The 19065-nt window shown below is 48.5% G+C and carries 18 protein-coding genes; 17 read left to right on the plus strand and 1 reads right to left on the minus strand.

Annotated elements, in window-relative coordinates:
• Positions 1-10: 10 nt before the first annotated feature.
• From coaBC to spoVM, 12 genes are all read left to right on the plus strand, one after another.
• Positions 11-1231, plus strand: a complete 1221-nt coding sequence (coaBC, locus tag G9F48_RS03500; RefSeq protein WP_165409033.1) for a bifunctional phosphopantothenoylcysteine decarboxylase/phosphopantothenate--cysteine ligase CoaBC — start codon at positions 11-13, stop codon at positions 1229-1231.
• Positions 1228-3639 (plus strand): primosomal protein N', encoded by a 2412-nt coding sequence (gene priA, locus G9F48_RS03505; RefSeq protein ID WP_165409034.1) that lies wholly within the window; start codon positions 1228-1230, stop codon positions 3637-3639. Before coaBC ends, priA begins: the two co-directional genes overlap by 4 nt.
• Positions 3640-3663: 24 nt before the next feature.
• A complete protein-coding gene (gene def / locus G9F48_RS03510; protein ID WP_003154343.1) occupies positions 3664-4146 on the plus strand; it encodes a peptide deformylase in 483 nt (160 codons plus the stop codon).
• Positions 4147-4150: 4 nt separating this feature from the next.
• Positions 4151-5104 carry a methionyl-tRNA formyltransferase gene (fmt, locus tag G9F48_RS03515; RefSeq protein WP_165409035.1) on the plus strand — a complete coding sequence of 318 codons (954 nt, stop codon included), beginning with the start codon at positions 4151-4153 and terminating at the stop codon, positions 5102-5104.
• Positions 5091-6434, plus strand: coding sequence for a 16S rRNA (cytosine(967)-C(5))-methyltransferase RsmB (rsmB, locus tag G9F48_RS03520; protein ID WP_003154341.1), 1344 nt, complete (start codon positions 5091-5093; stop codon positions 6432-6434). Before fmt ends, rsmB begins: the two co-directional genes overlap by 14 nt.
• A 3-nt stretch (positions 6435-6437) precedes the next feature.
• Positions 6438-7529, plus strand: coding sequence for a 23S rRNA (adenine(2503)-C(2))-methyltransferase RlmN (rlmN, locus tag G9F48_RS03525; protein WP_003154339.1), 1092 nt, complete (start codon positions 6438-6440; stop codon positions 7527-7529).
• Between the two features lie 5 nt (positions 7530-7534).
• On the plus strand, positions 7535-8296 hold the full coding sequence (locus G9F48_RS03530) for a Stp1/IreP family PP2C-type Ser/Thr phosphatase (protein ID WP_015388247.1): 762 nt from the start codon (positions 7535-7537) through the stop codon (positions 8294-8296).
• Positions 8290-10233, plus strand: a complete 1944-nt coding sequence (gene pknB, locus G9F48_RS03535; protein ID WP_165409036.1) for a Stk1 family PASTA domain-containing Ser/Thr kinase — start codon at positions 8290-8292, stop codon at positions 10231-10233. The genes G9F48_RS03530 and pknB overlap by 7 nt, the downstream gene beginning before the upstream one ends.
• Before the next feature lie 14 nt (positions 10234-10247).
• Positions 10248-11138: a ribosome small subunit-dependent GTPase A gene (rsgA, locus tag G9F48_RS03540; RefSeq protein WP_007409752.1), complete on the plus strand. Its 891-nt coding sequence runs from the start codon at positions 10248-10250 to the stop codon at positions 11136-11138.
• A gap of 1 nt (position 11139) precedes the next feature.
• On the plus strand, positions 11140-11793 hold the full coding sequence (gene rpe, locus G9F48_RS03545; RefSeq protein WP_069013483.1) for a ribulose-phosphate 3-epimerase: 654 nt from the start codon (positions 11140-11142) through the stop codon (positions 11791-11793).
• Positions 11794-11858: 65 nt separating this feature from the next.
• Positions 11859-12503 carry a thiamine diphosphokinase gene (locus G9F48_RS03550; RefSeq protein WP_003154330.1) on the plus strand — a complete coding sequence of 215 codons (645 nt, stop codon included), beginning with the start codon at positions 11859-11861 and terminating at the stop codon, positions 12501-12503.
• Between the two features lie 86 nt (positions 12504-12589).
• Entirely contained in the window at positions 12590-12670 is an 81-nt protein-coding gene (gene spoVM, locus G9F48_RS03555) for a stage V sporulation protein SpoVM (protein WP_003154329.1), read from the plus strand.
• Positions 12671-12747: 77 nt separating this feature from the next.
• On the opposite strand, the gene rpmB is transcribed toward spoVM, so the two are convergent.
• Positions 12748-12936 carry a 50S ribosomal protein L28 gene (gene rpmB, locus G9F48_RS03560; RefSeq protein ID WP_003154328.1) on the minus strand — a complete coding sequence of 63 codons (189 nt, stop codon included), beginning with the start codon at positions 12934-12936 and terminating at the stop codon, positions 12748-12750.
• Positions 12937-13194: 258 nt separating this feature from the next.
• On the opposite strand from rpmB, the gene G9F48_RS03565 reads away from it, so the two are divergent.
• The 5 genes from G9F48_RS03565 (at position 13195) to recG (ending at position 18994) form a co-directional block, all read left to right on the plus strand.
• A complete protein-coding gene (locus tag G9F48_RS03565; RefSeq protein WP_003154327.1) occupies positions 13195-13557 on the plus strand; it encodes an Asp23/Gls24 family envelope stress response protein in 363 nt (120 codons plus the stop codon).
• A 15-nt stretch (positions 13558-13572) separates the two neighbouring features.
• A complete protein-coding gene (locus G9F48_RS03570) occupies positions 13573-15240 on the plus strand; it encodes a DAK2 domain-containing protein (RefSeq protein ID WP_003154326.1) in 1668 nt (555 codons plus the stop codon).
• Positions 15241-15382: 142 nt separating this feature from the next.
• A complete protein-coding gene (sdaAB, locus tag G9F48_RS03575; protein ID WP_003154325.1) occupies positions 15383-16045 on the plus strand; it encodes an L-serine ammonia-lyase, iron-sulfur-dependent subunit beta in 663 nt (220 codons plus the stop codon).
• Positions 16046-16065: 20 nt separating this feature from the next.
• Entirely contained in the window at positions 16066-16968 is a 903-nt protein-coding gene (gene sdaAA, locus G9F48_RS03580) for an L-serine ammonia-lyase, iron-sulfur-dependent, subunit alpha (RefSeq protein ID WP_003154324.1), read from the plus strand.
• Positions 16946-18994 carry an ATP-dependent DNA helicase RecG gene (gene recG / locus G9F48_RS03585; protein WP_165409037.1) on the plus strand — a complete coding sequence of 683 codons (2049 nt, stop codon included), beginning with the start codon at positions 16946-16948 and terminating at the stop codon, positions 18992-18994. Before sdaAA ends, recG begins: the two co-directional genes overlap by 23 nt.
• The last annotated feature ends 71 nt before the right edge of the window (positions 18995-19065 follow it).

The following is a 19065-nucleotide window of genomic DNA, read 5'->3' on the forward strand; positions in this document are numbered from 1 at the left end:
AGAAGACTTCATGAAAAACCGAAACATTTTGCTATGCGTAAGCGGGGGAATTGCCGTTTATAAAGCTTCCGCACTCACGAGCAAGCTGGTTCAGGCCGGCGCAAACGTCAAAGTGATTATGACTGAGTCCGCGCGTGAGTTTGTTTCTCCGCTGACATTTCAGGCGCTGAGCCGGAATGAAGTGTATACAGATACATTTAATGAACAAAATCCGAAGGTGATTTCTCATATTGATGCCGCTGACTGGGCGGATTTAATTATTGTCGCGCCCGCTACGGCAAATATCATCGGCAAGCTTGCCAACGGAATTGCTGACGATATGCTCACAACGACGGTGCTGGCGGCTGAGGCCCCGGTCTGGGTGGCGCCTGCGATGAATGTCCATATGTATGATCATCCGGCGGTGAAACGGAACATCTCTGTGCTTTATCAGGACGGGGTCCGCTTTATCGAGCCGAGTGAAGGCTATTTGGCATGCGGATATGTCGGAAAAGGAAGGCTGGAGGAGCCGGAGCTTATTGTTGAACGTGTCAGAGAGCATTTTAAGGAGCCTGAAGACGATGCGCCGCTGAAAGGAAAACATATTGTCATTACGGCCGGTCCGACGCGCGAAGCCGTGGACCCTGTCCGCTTCTTCACAAATAAATCCACCGGCAAAATGGGCTACGCTGCTGCTGAAGCCGCCGTCCGTCTCGGGGCGCGGGTGACGCTGATTTCAGGCCCGGTGTCAATAGAGGCACCAGTCGGGCTGTATCAGTTTCTTCCTGTGCAATCGGCAGCTGATATGAGAGAAGCCGTGCTTTCTGTGTTTGATTCATGCGACATGGTGATTAAGACGGCGGCCGTGGCCGATTTTACGCCGGCGGCTGTTTCCGATCACAAAATGAAGAAGAAAGACGGTTCGCTCGTGATCGAATTCAACCGTACAGCAGACATACTGAAAGAACTCGGCGAACGGAAAACACACCAGCTGCTGGTCGGATTTGCGGCTGAAACGCAAGACGTCGAACGCTATGCGCGCAGAAAACTCGAACAGAAAAACCTTGATATGATCGTTGCGAATGATGTGAAAGCGGAAGGGGCCGGATTTGGCACGGATACGAATGTCGTCACCTTCTATTTCCGGGACGGAAGAAAACGGGAGCTTGCGCTTATGTCTAAACTTGACGTTTCCTTTGAAATGCTGAAGGAAATGACCGCTTTGAAAGCCGAGGACCGAAAACCCGTATGAATGTAGCAGAAGTCATTGTCGATGTCAGCTCCAAAAACATTGACAGACCCTTTGATTACAAAATTCCCGATCATTTAAAAGGGATGATCGAAGTCGGCATGCGGGTGATTGTCCCGTTTGGCCCGCGCAAGCTTCAAGGATTTGTGACCGGTTTGAAAGATTCGTCCGAATTAAACGGCGGCTCAATGAAGGAAGTCGAGAAGCTTCTTGATTTGACGCCAGTTCTGACTGAGGAACTGATGCAGCTGTCTTCATGGCTTTCTGACAAAACGCTGTCGTTTAAAATCACGGCGCTTCAGGCAATGCTGCCCGCCGCACTGAAGGCGAAGTACGAGAAAGAGCTGAAAGTCGTTGACGAAGAAGCGCTGACCCCGGACATCAAACAGCTTTTCAGGAATCAAAAAAGTCTTCTGTACTCGGATATTACCGATGAAAGCATTCTTTCGTCGCTTCAGAAATTCGTGCGTAAAGGAAGCATTGATGTCACATATAAAGTCGCCCAAAAAACGAATAAAAAAATGATCCGCATGATCGAAGCGGGGGCAGACAAAGAAGAACTCGCCCGGCACGCAGATTCATTGACAAAGCAGGCTTCTAAACAGCTCGCCGTGCTTACTTATTTTATCGGCGGAGGAGAAAAGATTTCCGCGGCTGAACTTTGCAAAAAGACCGATTCCAGTTCCGCGACGCTGAAAACGCTTCTTAAAAAGGGGCTCCTTACGGAAAGCTTTGAGGAGGTTTACCGCGATCCTTATCAGGACAGAATGTTCAAAAAAACAGAACCGCTCTCTCTTACAGAAGAGCAGCAGGCCGCTTTTGAGCCGATTAAACAAGCCGTAGCCGATCATGTCCACCACGTCTTTCTGCTTCACGGCGTCACGGGAAGCGGCAAAACGGAAATTTACCTGCAATCCATAGAAAAAGTGATGGCAAAAGGACAAGAAGCCATCGTGCTCGTTCCGGAAATCTCGTTGACACCGCAAATGGTCAACCGTTTTAAAGGCCGCTTCGGCTCACAGGTTGCGGTCATGCACAGCGGATTATCCACAGGTGAAAAATACGATGAATGGCGGAAGATTCAGCGCAAGGAAGTCCGGCTTGTCGTCGGAGCCAGATCGGCCATCTTTGCCCCGTTTGAAAATCTCGGCATGATCATTATTGATGAAGAGCACGAATCTTCCTATAAGCAGGAGGAAATGCCGCGGTATCATGCAAAGGACGTAGCCATCCGCCGGGCCGAGCATCACAGCTGTCCGGTCGTCCTCGGGAGCGCCACGCCGACATTGGAGTCATTTGCGCGGGCGAAAAAAGGCGTTTATGAGCTGCTTCCGTTAAAACATCGCGTAAACCGCCAGCTCATGCCTGACGTTTCTCTCGTTGATATGAGAGAAGAACTGAGAAACGGCAACAGATCAATGTTTTCAAGAGAGCTGATGGAACAGCTGGAAGAGAAGCTTGCAAAAAAAGAGCAGGCCGTCCTTTTTCTGAATAAACGGGGGTATTCCTCGTTTGTGATGTGCCGGGACTGCGGTTATGTGCCGCAATGTCCGCATTGCGACATTTCCATGACTTATCACCGCTACGGACAAAGGCTGAAATGCCATTACTGCGGCCATGAGGAACCTGTCCCGGGAACATGCCCGGAATGCGGCAGCGAACATATCCGCTTTTTCGGCACGGGAACGCAGCGTGTGGAGGAGGAGCTTACCAAAGTGCTGCCTCAGGCGCGCGTGATCAGGATGGATGTGGATACCACTTCAAGAAAAGGCGCACATGAAAAACTGTTGTCAGCGTTCGGTGAAGGGAAGGCGGATATCCTGCTCGGTACGCAAATGATCGCAAAAGGGCTTGATTTTCCGAACGTGACGCTCGTCGGAGTATTAAGCGCAGATACGACGCTTCACATCCCAGATTTCAGGGCCGCGGAGAAGACATTCCAGCTGCTGACGCAGGTAAGCGGACGGGCCGGGCGGCATGAAAAGCCGGGAACGGTGGTCATTCAAACGTATACACCGTCTCATTACAGCATTCAGCTGACGAAAACGCACGACTATGAAACTTTTTTTCAGCAGGAAATGGCGCACAGACGGGCCCAGTCATACCCGCCTTATTATTTCGTGGCACTGGTGACTGTTTCTCATGAAGAGGCGGCAAAAGCCGCGGTCACCGCAGAAAAGATTACAAACTATTTAAGAGCCGGATGCGGGCCTGATACGAAAATTCTCGGGCCGGCGGCTTCCCCGATTGCCAGGATCAAAGATAGATATCGCTATCAATGCGTGATAAAATACAGACAGGAAAACGAGTTGCAGATTCAGTTGAAAAAGATACTGGAGCACTATAAACGCGACATTGCGCAAAAGCATGTAATGATTTCAATCGATATGAATCCGTACATGCTGATGTAACATTAGTTTTTGGAGGGCAAAATTTTGGCTGTGAAAAAAATCGTCACACACCCGGCGGAGGTTCTGGAAACACCGGCCGATGAAGTGACAGTGTTTGATAAAAAATTAAAAAAACTGCTTGACGATATGTACGATACGATGCTCGAAATGGATGGCGTCGGTCTCGCCGCGCCGCAAATCGGCATTTTGAAAAGAGCGGCCGTCGTGGACATCGGTGAAGAAAGCGGCCGGATCGACCTTGTAAATCCGGTTATTCTTGAAAAGAGCGGTGAACAGACCGGAGTCGAGGGCTGCTTAAGTTTCCCCGGGGTTTTCGGTGATGTCACCCGCCCGGATTACGTAAAGGTAAAAGCCCACGACCGTAAAGGAAAACCGTTTATTTTAGAAGCGGAGGGTTTTTTGGCCAGAGCCGTTCAGCATGAAATGGATCATTTAGACGGCATTTTATTCACATCAAAAATTACGGCTTACTACACTGAAGAAGAACTGGCAGAAATGGAAGGATGATTGGATGACAAGGATCGTTTTTATGGGAACGCCCGACTTTTCAGTTCCCGTCCTGCGCAAGCTTATTGAAGACGGATATGATGTGGTTGGTGTCGTTACGCAGCCTGACCGCCCGAAAGGCAGAAAAAAAATCATGACGCCCCCTCCTGTAAAGGCTGAAGCTGAACGTCACGGCATTCCCGTGCTTCAGCCCGAAAAAGTAAGGCTCGAAGAAGAAATAGAAAAAGTGCTCAGCCTGAAGCCGGACCTGATTGTTACGGCGGCATTCGGACAGATCCTGCCCAAGCAGCTGCTGGACGGCCCGACATACGGCTGTATCAACGTACACGCGTCACTATTGCCCGAATTAAGAGGCGGAGCGCCGATACATTATTCGATTCTCCAAGGCAAGAAGAAAACAGGCGTGACGATCATGTATATGGTTGAAAAGCTTGATGCGGGCGATATGATTTCTAAAATCGAAGTGGAAATTGATGAAACGGATAACGTCGGCACGCTGCACGACAAATTAAGCATAGCGGGGGCAAAGCTTTTGTCAGAGACCGTCCCGAACGTCATTTCCGGAAATATTAAACCGATCAAACAGGACGAATCAAAAGCGACTTACGCGCCTAACATTAAGCGTGAGCAGGAGCGGATTGATTGGGCAAAGCCCGGAGAAGAGATCTACAACCAGATCAGAGGTTTAAACCCTTGGCCTGTCGCCTATACAACTTTGAACGGTCAAACTATTAAAGTATGGGCTTCTGAAAAAGTTGCTGCAAAAACTGAAGCTGCGCCCGGAACAGTCATCCGCACGGAGCAAAACGGCATTGTCGTCGCATCAGGAAACAGCACCGCCCTTTTAATCACTGAGCTGCAGCCGGCGGGGAAAAAACGGATGAAGGGCGAAGATTTTGTAAGAGGCAAAAATGTGCAGCCCGGTGACGTGTTAGGAGCAGCAAATGAAGAAAATTAATGTCCGGGAGCTCGCCCTTGAAGCGCTTGAGAAGCTTGAGCAAAATCAGGCATACAGCAACCTGCTTCTTACATCGGTTATCAAAACGAACACGCTCAGCGATCAGGACAGAGGACTGCTGACAGAGCTTGTCTACGGAACGCTGCAAAATAAAATCGCCTTAGACTATATGCTGAAGCCTTTTATCCGCAAGCCGAATAAGGTGAAGCCGTGGGTGATTCAGCTGCTTCGTCTGTCCGCGTATCAAATGGAGTATTTAGAAAAAATTCCGGATCGCGCCGCCATCCATGAAGCGGTTGAAATCGCCAAAAAACGCGGGCATAAGGGCATTGCGTCCTTTGTCAACGGCATCCTCCGCTCCCTGCAGCGTGAGGGGGCGCCGTCATTCGCTGAAATTGAAGACCCGGTTCTCCGTCTTTCTACAGAGACAAGCCATCCCGAATGGCTCGTAAAAGAGTGGGTCGAGGCGTACGGCTTTGAGGCGGCTGAAAAGATCTGCCGGATTCATCTCATTCCGCCGAAGCAGACGCTCCGTGTCAATCACATAAAGAGCGACAGGGAAACGGTGCTGAATGAGATGGAGAATGCCGGTCTGGAAGCGGAAGCCGGAGACCTTTCTCCTGATGCGATTAAGCTTTTGAAAGGAAGCATCGCGAACACGGCATTTTTCCAAAACGGCCGGGTATCCATACAGGATGAAAGCTCAATGCTTGTCGCGCGGGCGCTGGACCCGAAGCCGGGCGAAACCGTTTTAGATGCATGCGCCGCACCGGGCGGAAAGTCGGCTCACATTGCGGAACTGATGGAGAACGAGGGGAGCCTCACATCGCTTGATCTTCACCGCCATAAAGTGAAGCTGATTAAAGAGGGCGCAGAACGGCTCGGACTTACGATCATCGACGCGCAAACGATGGATGCGCGAAAAGCGGGAGAGGCCTTTGGCGCAGAACGGTTTGACCGTATTCTCGTTGATGCGCCTTGCTCAGGTTTCGGCGTCATCAGAAGAAAACCCGATATGAAATATACGAAGACGCCGGAGGACAGCAGACGGCTGTCAGAAATCCAGCTCGGCATTTTAAGGGAAATCGCCCCATTAGTAAAAAAAGGTGGCACACTCGTATACAGTACGTGTACAATGGATCGGACAGAAAATGAAGAAGTTATGCATGCGTTTATACAAGAACACCCTGAGTTTGAACCCGATTTGTCTCTTGAAAAGCGGCTGCCTGAAAAGGCGAGACCCTTTGTTCAGGATGGAAGCCTTCAAATTCTTCCGCATTATTTCGGAACAGACGGTTTCTTTATTAGCAGCATGAGAAAGAAGGGATAAAAAATGACACAATTAAAAAAGACAAGCGTACGGAAAGAGCTGCGGACTGAGCAGCCGTCCATCTACTCTTTTGAATTAGATGAAATCAAACAATGGCTGACCGAGAATGGCGAAAAGCCGTTCCGCGCAGCACAGATTTTTGAATGGCTCTATGAAAAGCGGGTTTCTTCATTTGATGAAATGACAAACCTCTCAAAAAGCCTGCGTGAAAAACTCGAGAGCAATTTTGTGCTGACAACGCTGAAAACGGCTGTAAAACAGACATCTCAAGACGGCACGATGAAATTTTTATTTGAGCTTCATGACGGTTATACGATCGAAACGGTTTTAATGAGACACGAGTATGGTAATTCTGTATGTGTAACGACACAGGTCGGCTGCCGGATCGGCTGCACATTTTGCGCGTCAACGCTCGGCGGTCTGAAACGGAATCTTGAAGCGGGAGAAATTGTCGCTCAAGTCGTGAAAGTGCAAAAGGCGCTTGATGAAACGGATGAACGCGTCAGCTCAGTCGTCATCATGGGAATCGGAGAGCCGTTTGATAATTTCAATGAAATGCTCGCTTTCTTAAAAATCATTAACCACGATAAAGGGCTGAACATCGGAGCGCGTCATATCACAGTTTCCACCAGCGGAATCATTCCGAAGATTTACGATTTCGCCGATCAAAAAATGCAGATCAATTTCGCGATTTCTCTGCATGCTCCGAATACGGAAATCAGAAGCCGTCTGATGCCGATTAACAAAGCCTATAAGCTTCCTGACCTTATGGAGGCCGTCAAATATTACATCGAGAAAACAGGCAGACGGATCAGCTTTGAATACGGGCTGTTCGGCGGCGTAAATGATCAGGTCGAACATGCAGAAGAGCTTGCAGAACTGTTAAAAGACGTGAAATGCCATGTCAATTTAATTCCGGTAAACTATGTGCCTGAACGGGATTACGTCCGCACACCGAGAGATCAGATTTTCGCATTCGAAAAAACGTTAAAATCCCGCGGTGTAAATGTCACGATCAGAAGAGAGCAAGGCCATGACATTGACGCGGCCTGCGGTCAGCTTCGCGCGAAGGAGCGTCAAGACGAGACGAGGTGAAGAGGTTGATTACAGCCTTGAAAACAGATACAGGTAAAGTCCGCCGGCATAATGAAGATGCGGCGGGCATTTTCACAAAAGAAGACGCGGTGCTTGCTGTTGTCGCCGACGGCATGGGCGGTCATCTTGCCGGAGATGTAGCGAGCAGGATGGCGGTTGCGGCGATGGAAGAGCAGTGGAACCGGACCGAAACGGTTCCTTCTCTGCCGTCTGCTTGCGAGGATTGGCTGAAAGACCGGATTCATGAGGCGAATGTCAAAGTACATGACCACGCTAAAGCGAATGAAGAATGCCGAGGAATGGGCACCACCATTGTTTGCGCCTTATTCACGGGGAAGTTTGTCACTGTGGCTCATATCGGAGACAGCCGGTGCTACCTGCTTCAAGAGGGGGAATTCACTCAGCTGACTGAGGACCATTCGCTTGTGAATGAGCTGGTCAAGACGGGGGAAATTTCGAAAGAGGACGCCGAGCACCATCCGCGGAAAAATGTATTGACGAGAGCGCTGGGGACAGATGAAACCATCAGCCCCGACGCCCGTTCTTTTGAACTGTCTGACGGCGATCAGCTGCTTTTATGCTCTGACGGACTGTCAAATAAAATAGAAGATCACGAGATCAAACAAATGCTTCAAGCCGAATCTGATCCTCAGGAAAAAGTAGACCTTCTCATCAGCAAAGCAAATCAAAACGGCGGCGAAGATAACATCACGGCTGTGTTGATTGAGTTTTCCGCAGATGCAAAAGAGGGTGAAGACAAGTGCTAACCGGCAAGCGGATCAGCGGGCGTTATCATATCCTCCGGCCCATTGGCGGCGGCGGAATGGCAAACGTTTTTTTAGCTGAGGACATCATTCTCGAACGTGAAGTCGCAATTAAAATTCTGCGGTTTGACTTTGTGAATGACATTGATTTTATCAGGCGTTTCAGAAGAGAAGCACAGTCGGCATCAAGCCTCGATCATCCGAATATCGTCAGTATTTACGATATCGGGGAGGAAGGCGATATTTATTACATTGTCATGGAATATGTGGAAGGCATGACATTAAAGGAATACATAACCGCACACGGACCGCTTCATCCGAAAGAAGCGCTGTCCGTTATGGAGCAGATCGTCTCGGCCATCGCCCATGCCCATCAAAACCATATCGTGCACCGGGATATTAAACCGCACAATATATTGATAGATCATTTAGGGCATATCAAGGTGACGGATTTCGGCATCGCCACAGCGCTTACGTCTACGACAATCACACATACGAATTCTGTGCTGGGCTCGGTTCATTATTTGTCTCCGGAGCAGGCGAGAGGCGGTCTGGCAACGAAAAAATCAGATATTTACGCTCTCGGCATCGTGCTGTTTGAGCTTTTAACAGGCAAAATCCCTTTTGACGGAGAATCAGCCGTCAGCATAGCGCTAAAGCATCTGCAAACAGAAACGCCTTCCGCCAGAAAGTGGAACCCTTCCATTCCGCAGAGCGTTGAAAACATTATTTTAAAGGCAACCGCCAAAGACCCTTTTCACCGCTATGAAAGCGCCGAAGACATGGAGGCGGACATCAGAACGGCTTTTGACGCCGGCAGGCTGAATGAACAAAAATTTTCCGTGCAGGATGATGAGGAAATGACAAAAGCCATTCCCGTTATTACTGACGTTCCAAAAGCCGCGTCTCAGGCGGAAACGCCGGGGGAGACGGATGATAAGGAACAGCAGCCAGCCAAAAAGAAAAAACGGAAATGGCCGTGGGTTTTGCTGGCCGTCTGTTTCATTTTCATTATGGCGGCTGTTCTTGCGGTCACCGTGTTCCCGTCTTTATTTATGCCTAAAGATGTAAGCGTCCCCGACGTACGGGGCATGAAGTACGAAAAAGCGGAAGCCCTGCTTGAAAAGAACGGGCTCCGGGCTGATCCTGATATAACGGACATTGAAGATGAAAAAATAGAAGAGGAATTAATGGTCAAAACGGACCCAAAAGCGGGGTCTACCGTTAAAGAAGGTTCTTCTGTAAAACTGTACAAAAGCATCGGAAAACCGAAAACCCAGCTGTTCGACGTGAAAGGACGGCAGATCGGCGACGCAAAAAAAGCGCTGAAGGAAAAAGGCTTCAAACATGTTAATGTCAAAGAAGAAAACGATGACAGCGAGGCCGGCACCGTAATTGATCAGGACCCGTCAGCCGGCACCGATATGGTCGCAAGCGACGATGAAGTCAATCTAACGGTCAGCCTGGGCCCGGCGGACGTTACGCTGAGGGACTTAAAGACTTACAGCAAAGAAGCGGCTTCAGGGTATCTTGAAGATAACGGCCTGCAGCTTGTTGAAAAACAAGCCCATTCAGATGACGTGCCGGAAGGACAAGTCATGAAACAAGAGCCGTCAGCCGGCACTGCGGTTAAGCCGGGAAGTAATGTTGAAGTGACGTTCTCGCTCGGACCTGAAGAAAAACCGGCGAAAACGGTAAAAGAAAAAATCAGCATTCCTTACGAACCTGAACATGAAGGGGACGAGCTTGAAGTGCAAATCGCCATCGATGATAAGGACCACAGCATCTCTGATACGTATGACTCATTTAAAATAAAAGAGCCGACTGAAAAAACAATTGAACTGAAGATTGATCAGGGACAGAAGGGGTATTATCAAGTGATGGTCGATCATAAAGTCGTCAGCTACAAAACGATTGAATACCCGAAAGATAATGACTGACAAGGAGGAACCCTATGCCTGAGGGCAAAATTATAAAAGCGTTAAGCGGATTCTATTACGTCTTGGATGAATCACAGGATAAGATCATTCAATGCAGGGGCCGGGGCATTTTCAGAAAAAATAAAATAACGCCCCTGGTCGGCGATTATGCCGTTTATCAGGCTGAAAATGATAAAGAAGGCTACCTGCTGGAAATCAAAGAACGAACAAATGAGCTGATCAGGCCGCCGATTTCAAATGTCGATCAGGCCGTTCTCGTCTTTTCTGCCGTTCAGCCGGCGTTCAGCACGTCTTTATTGGACCGTTTTCTCGTCCTTGTGGAAGCCAACGGCATTCACCCGATCATCTGCATAACCAAAATGGACTTAGCTGCAGACGGGGAATCGAAAGAGGCGATACTTTCTTACGTGAAAGACTATCAGGCGATCGGTTATGACGTATATGTGACGTCATCAAAAGAAAACAGCGGCTTAACAGGCATTGTGAAACACTTCGAGAACAAAACGACGGTGTTTGCCGGTCAGTCCGGAGTCGGAAAATCTTCGCTTTTAAATGCGATCAGCCCGGAGCTTGAGCTGAAAACAAACGAGATTTCCGCGCATTTGGGACGCGGAAAACATACGACGCGCCATGTGGAGCTCATTCATACATCAGGCGGTCTGGTTGCGGATACTCCGGGGTTCAGTTCGCTTGAATTTACCGGCATTGAGGAAGAAGAGCTGGGCAGCACGTTCCCTGAGATCAGAGAAATAAGCGCCTCCTGCAAATTCAGAGGCTGTCTGCATCTTAAGGAGCCAAAATGCGCGGTAAAGCAAGCGGTGGAAGAAGGAGAGATTCAGCCGTACCGCTATGAGCATTACAAAGAATTTATGCAGGAAATAAAAGAGAGAAAGCCGAGGTATTAATATGATTAAGGTTGCGCCGTCAATTCTTTCCGCCGATTTTGCTTCACTGGGCGAGGAAATTAAAGACGTGGAAAAAGGAGGGGCGGACTATATCCATATTGATGTCATGGATGGCCATTTCGTCCCTAACATTACAATCGGGCCGCTTATCGTTGAAGCCGTCCGTCCGGTGACTGATCTGCCGCTGGATGTCCATCTTATGATTGAAAACCCGGACCGCTACATCCCGGCATTCGCAAAAGCCGGTGCGGACATCCTTTCCGTTCACGCTGAAGCGTGTCCGCATCTTCACCGGACCATTCAGTTGATAAAAGAGCAGGGGGTAAAAGCGGGAGTTGTGCTTAATCCGCATACGCCCGTCCAAATGATTGAACATGTGATCGAGGAGCTTGACCTTGTGCTGTTAATGACGGTTAACCCCGGTTTTGGCGGGCAGCGCTTCATTCATTCGGTTCTGCCGAAAATCCGTCAGGTCAAACAGCTGGCTGAAGAGAAAGGCCTGTCTGAGCTTTTAATCGAGGTGGACGGAGGCGTTAATAAAGAAACAGCCCCTTTATGCGCTGAAGCGGGCGCCAATCTGCTTGTTGCCGGGTCTGCCGTATATAATCAGCCGGATCGGAAAAAAGCCATCGCTGACATCCGAAACGTATCATAAACATGCTGAAAAAGAGCCCGGTGAAAGCCGCCGGCTCTTTTCGCGTCTAAGAGAGAGGATAGCATATGAAGACAATCAATATCGTTGCGGGCGGCCCGCGGGAGCTTATTCCCGATCTATCCGAATACACAGACGGAGATACGACGTGGGTCGGAGTTGATAAAGGAACGGTTGCTCTTTTGGAGGCCGGAATCATTCCGCAGGAAGCTTTCGGTGATTTTGACAGCATTACGGAAGAGGAGCTCATGCAGATTCAAAAAGCGGCGCCGGCCCTCCATGTGTATCAGGCGGAAAAAGATTATACCGATCTTGAACTCGCCCTTGACTGGGCTTTACAAAAAGAACCGGAAAATATTCGGGTATTCGGTGTGACGGGCGGAAGAGCCGATCACTTTTTAGGGAACATCCAGCTGCTGTATAAAGCCTTACATAAGCATACCGATGTCAAGCTGATCGACCGGCAGAATGACATTCAGATGTTCGGGCCCGGCCGTTATACAATTGAAGAAAAAGCGCGCAGACGCTATATTTCTTTCATTCCGTTTACGGAAGCGGCAGACGGCCTGACACTCGACGGTTTTAAATATCCCCTTGATAATTGTCATATTCCTCTGGGTTCCACACTATGTATTAGTAACGAACTCATTCATTCACGAGGTACTTTTTCGTTTGCAAAAGGCATATTAATAATGGTAAGGAGCGCGGATTAGAAAAGCGGCTTCTGCCATATGCGGAAAAAACCATGAATCCTAAAGTGATGAACGCAGCGGATACGGGACTTATAGGAGGGGACAAAATGAAATTTTATACCATTAAATTGCCGAAGTTTTTAGGAGGAATTGTCCGGGCGATGCTGGGCTCATTTAGAAAAGAGTAAGCCCAAGAAGCTGAAATTGCCCTCTTTGAACGCATAAAAAACGCCTGCCGCATAAAAGGGCAGGCGTTCATTTTTGCTTATACACGCTCAACTTTACCGGATTTTAAAGCCCGGGCAGATACATACACTTTTTTAGGTTTGCCGTCAACGAGGATGCGGACCTTTTGAAGGTTGGCGCCCCAAGTACGCTTAGAAGCGTTCATTGCGTGAGAACGGTTGTTTCCGGCTTTTGTTTTTTTACCTGTAATAAAACATTTACGTGCCATTTGTTTCCCTCCTAACTGCGCGAAACATCTTTTTAAACATAGTGTCTCAGATGCTTTCGTTATACAATACTTTAAATAATTTACCACAGCTAAAAACCGTTTGCAACTATTGTTTCCCTTACTTTCAAGAAAAATCACTTGACATGTAAAACCAATCACATTTCCGCGCTGAAGGCCGCTGTCTGTATCTTTTCTTTTCATAATGGGATACATATAGTAGAATAATGATAACTCTATGCATCTGAAGGAGGAACCTGTGTGTCCATTGAAATGAAGACAAAATACGGACAGATTGATATATCCAACGAAGTCATCGCAATGGTTGCCGGAGGCGCTGCCATTGACTGTTACGGAATAGTGGGGATGGCCTCAAAAAACCAGATTAAAGACGGTTTGTCTGAAATCCTCCGGAGAGAGAACTTCGCAAAAGGCGTACATGTCCGTCAGGAAGCCGAACAAATACATATCGACATGTACATTATTGTCAGCTACGGCACTAAAATATCCGAAGTAGCCCACAATGTTCAGACGAAGGTAAAATACACAGTAAATCAAACAATCGGACTTGCAGTTGATTCTGTAAATATTTATGTCCAAGGCGTACGAGTAACGAACCCGTAGTGAGGAGGATGAGTATTGTCTAGACGAAACTTAGATGGGAGAGCTTTTGCGGCAATGATTCTGGCGGGGGCTGAGACATTGTCTCAAAACGCATCCGCGGTGGATGCGCTGAACGTGTTTCCCGTGCCTGACGGCGATACCGGAACAAATATGAATTTATCGATGTCATCCGGTGCAAGAGAGGTAGAGCACATTGACTCACCCGACATCGGCAAAGTCGGCATCGCCCTGTCAAAAGGCCTGCTTATGGGAGCGAGAGGAAACTCAGGGGTGATCTTGTCCCAATTGTTCAGAGGTTTCACAAAGAGCATTGAAAACAAAAACCAAATAGATGCCCAAGAATTTGCCGCAGCACTCCAAGCGGGAGTGGATATGGCATATAAGGCGGTTATGAAACCGGTTGAAGGAACGATTTTAACCGTGGCCAAGGATGCGGCTAAAAAAGCTGTCGCATCGGCCAAAGAAGAAACCGATATTATTTCGGTCATGGAGGCCGTTATTGAAGAAGCGGAAGCGTCGCTCAACCGCACGCCGGATCTGCTTCCTGTTTTAAAGGACGTCGGTGTCGTTGACAGCGGCGGAAAAGGTCTGCTTTGTGTATATGAAGGCTTTTTGGCTGCTTTAAAAGGAGAGGCCGTACCGAAAAAAGCGGTTCTTCCGGCACTCGATGATATGGTGAATGCCGAGCATCATAAAAGCGCGCAGAGCATGCTGAGTACAGAAGACATTGAATTCGGATTTTGTACGGAAGTGATGGTGAGGCTGGATCAAGATAAACGGACGTTCAAGGAAGAGGCGTTCAGAAACGAACTGAGCCGTTTCGGCGATTCATTGCTGGTCGTGGCTGATGATACGCTGGCGAAAGTTCATATTCATGCCGAAGAACCAGGAAACGTACTCAATCTCGCACAGCGTTACGGCGATTTGATTAAAATTAAAATTGAAAACATGAGGGAACAGCATACTTCAATCATCAGCCAAGAACATGATGAAAAAAAGCCGGCCGGCGTTATGAAAGAAGCCCGTAAGCCTTTTGGCATCGTGACTGTGGCAATGGGAGAGGGTATTTCTGAATTGTTTACGAGCATCGGCGCTTCACACGTAATCGAAGGCGGCCAGACAATGAATCCGAGCACGGAAGATATTGTTGAAGCCGTTCAGTCTGTCAATGCGGAGACGGTTTTCATTCTTCCGAACAATTCCAATATTGTGATGGCTGCCAATCAGGCGGCGAGCGTGGCTGAAGAAAATGTCATTGTCATTCCGGCAAAAACGGTCCCTCAAGGTATGACCGCCCTGCTTGCGTTTAACCCTGACCAGCCGGCTGATGTAAATGAAGCCAATATGCTTGAGGCCATCCGGAATGTGAAAAGCGGACAGGTGACATATTCAGTCAGAGACACCCATATTGACGGCAAAGATATTAAAAAAGGTGATTTTATCGGTATTTTAAACAGTTCAATTATCGGCAGCGCCGAAGATCGGATAAGTGCGGCGAAATTGCTGCTGGATGAAATGATCGGGGAAGAAGATGAAATCGTCACCATCCTGTACGGAGAGGACGCGCCGGAAGAAGAAGCTGAGAAACTCGCTGAGTATATTGCTAGCGTCTGTGAAGATATCGAGGTTGAAATCCATAACGGCAGACAGCCTCTGTATCCATATATATTTGCGGCAGAATAGAAGGGCTTATCAGGCCCTTCTATTCTTATGCCTTTATTTACCTGCGGCAGTGCGGCAGTGTGCCTGCTTGCCAATTGAGAAATGTTCAATTAGTCTAAAGAAAAGCGCTGAATGAAGTGATGTTAAGGAGGAGCAAACCAGCATGAAGTATAGAAGCGTTTTTGATATTATCGGCCCGGTCATGATCGGGCCGTCCAGTTCACATACCGCAGGCGCCGCCCGGATCGGCAGAGTGGCCAGAAGCTTATTCAGGCGGGAGCCCCGCCGGATCGTTGTGTCTTTTTACGGATCATTTGCAGAAACGTATAAGGGTCACGGCACTGATGTCGCGATTATCGGCGGCCTGCTTGATTTTGATACATTTGATGAACGGATTAAAACAGCGATTCAAATTGCGGAAGAGAAGGGCATATATGTAGAGTTCCGTACAGAGGATGCCGTGCCCGTTCATCCGAATACGGCGCGTATCGTCATTTCTGATGATGAGGGAGAGCTTGCCCTTACCGGTATTTCCATCGGCGGCGGAAAAATAGAAATCACGGAGCTCAACGGCTTTGAGCTGCGTCTTTCCGGAAATCACCCGGCTATTTTAGTCGTTCATAATGATAAATTCGGCACGATTGCAGGCGTTGCCAATGTGCTTGCGAAATTCTCCATCAACGTCGGACATATGGAAGTGGCGCGTAAGGACGTCGGCCAGCTTGCGCTGATGACAATTGAGGTCGATCAGAATATTGAAGAAGAAGTGCTTGACGAACTTTCAACACTTCCTAATATTATACAGGTTACTAAGATAGCTGACTAAAAAGTCAGGAGGAAAATGACATGTTTCGTAATGTAAAAGAATTAATAGAAATCACCCAAGAAAAACAAATTCCGATTTCGGAAGTGATGATCACCCAAGAGATGGAAGTGACGCAAAAAACACGGGAAGAAATCTTTCAAGGAATGGAGCGCAATCTCTCCGTCATGGAAGCAGCTGTTGAAAAAGGGCTGAAGGGCGTCACGAGTCAGACCGGTTTAACAGGCGGAGATGCCGTGAAACTTCAGGCATACATCCAATCGGGAAGAAGCCTGTCGGGCAATCTGATTTTAGACGCCGTTTCTAAAGCTGTGGCGACAAATGAAGTCAATGCGGCGATGGGAACGATCTGCGCTACACCGACCGCCGGCTCTGCCGGGGTTGTGCCGGGCACGTTATTCGCCGTAAAGCATAAGCTGAACCCTACGACAGAACAAATGATCCGTTTTCTGTTTACAGCCGGCGCGTTCGGTTTTGTCGTAGCAAATAATGCGAGTATTTCAGGAGCGGCAGGAGGCTGTCAGGCGGAAGTCGGGTCAGCATCAGGCATGGCAGCGGCTGCGATTGTGGAAATGGCGGGCGGAACGCCTCAGCAATCAGCGGAAGCAATGGCGATTACACTGAAAAATATGCTCGGTCTCGTATGTGACCCGGTCGCCGGATTGGTAGAAGTGCCGTGTGTCAAACGAAACGCAATGGGAGCATCCAACGCGATGATCGCGGCGGATATGGCGCTGGCCGGGATTACAAGCCGCATTCCTTGCGATGAGGTGATTGACGCGATGTACAAAATCGGCCAGACAATGCCGACAGCACTGCGTGAAACGGGACAAGGCGGTTTAGCTGCGACACCGACGGGAAGAGAATTAGAGAAAAAAATTTTCGGAGGAGCGCTGAAATCAAGTGACACACCATCAGCAAACTAGTATAGCGGAAATTAAGGGCATTGGGCCGGAAACAGAAAAAACATTGCACGAACTTGGTATCTATGACATTTCTGATCTTCTGAATTATTTCCCTTACCGTTATGACGACTATGAGCTGAGGGATTTAGAAGAAGTAAAACATGAAGAAAGAGTGACGGTAGAAGGGAAGGTTCATTCAGAACCTTCTCTTACCTATTACGGCAAAAAACGAAACAGGCTGACATTCAGGGTGCTTGTCGGCAATTATTTAATTACCGCGGTCTGCTTTAACCGTCCCTACTTAAAAAAGAAACTGACGTTAGGTTCTGTCGTCACGATATCCGGGAAATGGGATAAACACAGACAGACCGTTTCCGTGCAGGAATTAAAAAACGGTCCTAATCAAGAAGATAAAAGCATTGAGCCTGTTTATTCCGTTAAAGAAAACGTCACCGTAAAAATGATGAGACGGTTTATTAAGGAAGCGCTGCAGCATCATTTGGACAGTGCAGCCGATCCGCTTCCTGAAAAATTGAGAATCCGCTATAAGCTGCCTGATTACAAACATGCCCTGCAGACGATGCATCAGCCTGAAACGAGGGAATCGTTACAGCAGGCAAGACGCCGGTTTGTTTACGAGGAATTCTTATTATTTCAGCTGAAAATGCAGGCGTTCCGTAAAGCGGAAAGGGAACAGTCAAAAGGCATCAGCCATGTGTTTCCTGCTGAAAAGCTCGCCGCTTTCACAGACAGCCTGCCGTTTTCGCTCACGACCGCACAGACGCGCGTGCTTCGGGAAATTACCGCTGATATGACATCCCCTTACCGAATGAACCGTCTGCTGCAAGGTGATGTCGGTTCAGGGAAAACAGCCGTCGCCGCCATCGCTTTGTACGCTGCGATTCTGTCGGGGTATCAGGGGGCATTAATGGTGCCGACTGAAATTCTGGCCGAACAGCATGCCGACTCTCTCGTGTCGTTGTTTGCAAATGAAGATGTAAATATCGCGCTTTTGACGAGTTCTGTAAAAGGAAAGCGGCGCAGGGAGCTTTTGGAGCGGCTTGCTCTCGGAGAGATTGATATTTTAGTAGGGACCCATGCTTTAATCCAGGATGAAGTGGAATTCAAAGCGCTGAGTCTTGTTATTACGGACGAGCAGCACCGGTTCGGGGTCGAACAGCGCAAAAAACTCAAGAATAAAGGTCAGGATCCGGATGTGCTGTTTATGACAGCCACCCCGATTCCGAGAACGTTGGCCATTACCGTCTTCGGAGAAATGGATGTTTCCGTGATAGATGAAATGCCCGCGGGGCGAAAACAAATCGAAACGTATTGGGTGAAACACGACATGCTGGAGCGGATTTTGGCTTTTATAGAAAAAGAGCTGAAGCAGGGAAGGCAAGCCTATATTATTTGCCCGCTCATTGAAGAGTCCGATAAACTGGATGTACAGAATGCGATTGACGTATATAACATGCTGTCTGACGTTTACCGCGGTAAATGGAATGTCGGCCTGATGCACGGGAAGCTCCATTCTGATGAAAAAGATCAAGTGATGAGAGAATTCAGCGCCAATCAATGTCAGGTACTTGTGTCAACAACCGTCGTAGAAGTCGGGGTGAACGTGCCGAATGCGACGATTATGGTCATCTATGACGCCGACCGTTTCGGATTATCTCAGCTCCATCAGCTCCGCGGCCGGGTCGGGCGGGGAGACCACCAATCTTTCTGCATCTTGATGGCCGATCCGAAATCCGAAACCGGGAAGGAACGGATGAGAATCATGTCAGAGACAAACGACGGCTTCGAGCTGTCTGAAAAGGACCTTGAACTGCGCGGCCCCGGTGATTTCTTCGGAAAAAAACAGAGCGGTATGCCCGAGTTCAAGGTAGCGGATATGGTTCATGACTACAGAGCTTTGGAAACGGCCCGCCAGGATGCGGCCAACCTGGTGTCTTCAGAGGCTTTTTGGAAAGATGACGAATACCGCATGCTGCGCGGTCAATTACTTTCAAGCGGCGTCTTAGAAGGGGAGAAATTAAGCTGATTCTGTAAAATTCGGCGGCTTTCAAAAAACAATCATTGCATTCCAATCTATGAGATTATATACTACTATTA

It is taken from the genome of Bacillus sp. EKM420B (assembly GCF_011065565.1).
Taxonomy (GTDB): Bacteria; Bacillota; Bacilli; order Bacillales; family Bacillaceae; genus Bacillus; species Bacillus velezensis.

Coding starts and splice junctions, on each gene's coding strand:
- coaBC (WP_165409033.1), top strand. CDS start 11: ATGAAAAACCGAAACATTTTGCTATGCGTAAGCGGGGGAATTGCCGTT.
- priA (WP_165409034.1), top strand. CDS start 1,228: ATGAATGTAGCAGAAGTCATTGTCGATGTCAGCTCCAAAAACATTGAC.
- fmt (WP_165409035.1), top strand. CDS start 4,151: ATGACAAGGATCGTTTTTATGGGAACGCCCGACTTTTCAGTTCCCGTC.
- rsmB (WP_003154341.1), top strand. CDS start 5,091: ATGAAGAAAATTAATGTCCGGGAGCTCGCCCTTGAAGCGCTTGAGAAG.
- rlmN (WP_003154339.1), top strand. CDS start 6,438: ATGACACAATTAAAAAAGACAAGCGTACGGAAAGAGCTGCGGACTGAG.
- rsgA (WP_007409752.1), top strand. CDS start 10,248: ATGCCTGAGGGCAAAATTATAAAAGCGTTAAGCGGATTCTATTACGTC.
- rpe (WP_069013483.1), top strand. CDS start 11,140: ATGATTAAGGTTGCGCCGTCAATTCTTTCCGCCGATTTTGCTTCACTG.
- G9F48_RS03550 (WP_003154330.1), top strand. CDS start 11,859: ATGAAGACAATCAATATCGTTGCGGGCGGCCCGCGGGAGCTTATTCCC.
- spoVM (WP_003154329.1), top strand. CDS start 12,590: ATGAAATTTTATACCATTAAATTGCCGAAGTTTTTAGGAGGAATTGTC.
- rpmB (WP_003154328.1), bottom strand. CDS start 12,936: ATGGCACGTAAATGTTTTATTACAGGTAAAAAAACAAAAGCCGGAAAC.
- sdaAB (WP_003154325.1), top strand. CDS start 15,383: ATGAAGTATAGAAGCGTTTTTGATATTATCGGCCCGGTCATGATCGGG.
- sdaAA (WP_003154324.1), top strand. CDS start 16,066: ATGTTTCGTAATGTAAAAGAATTAATAGAAATCACCCAAGAAAAACAA.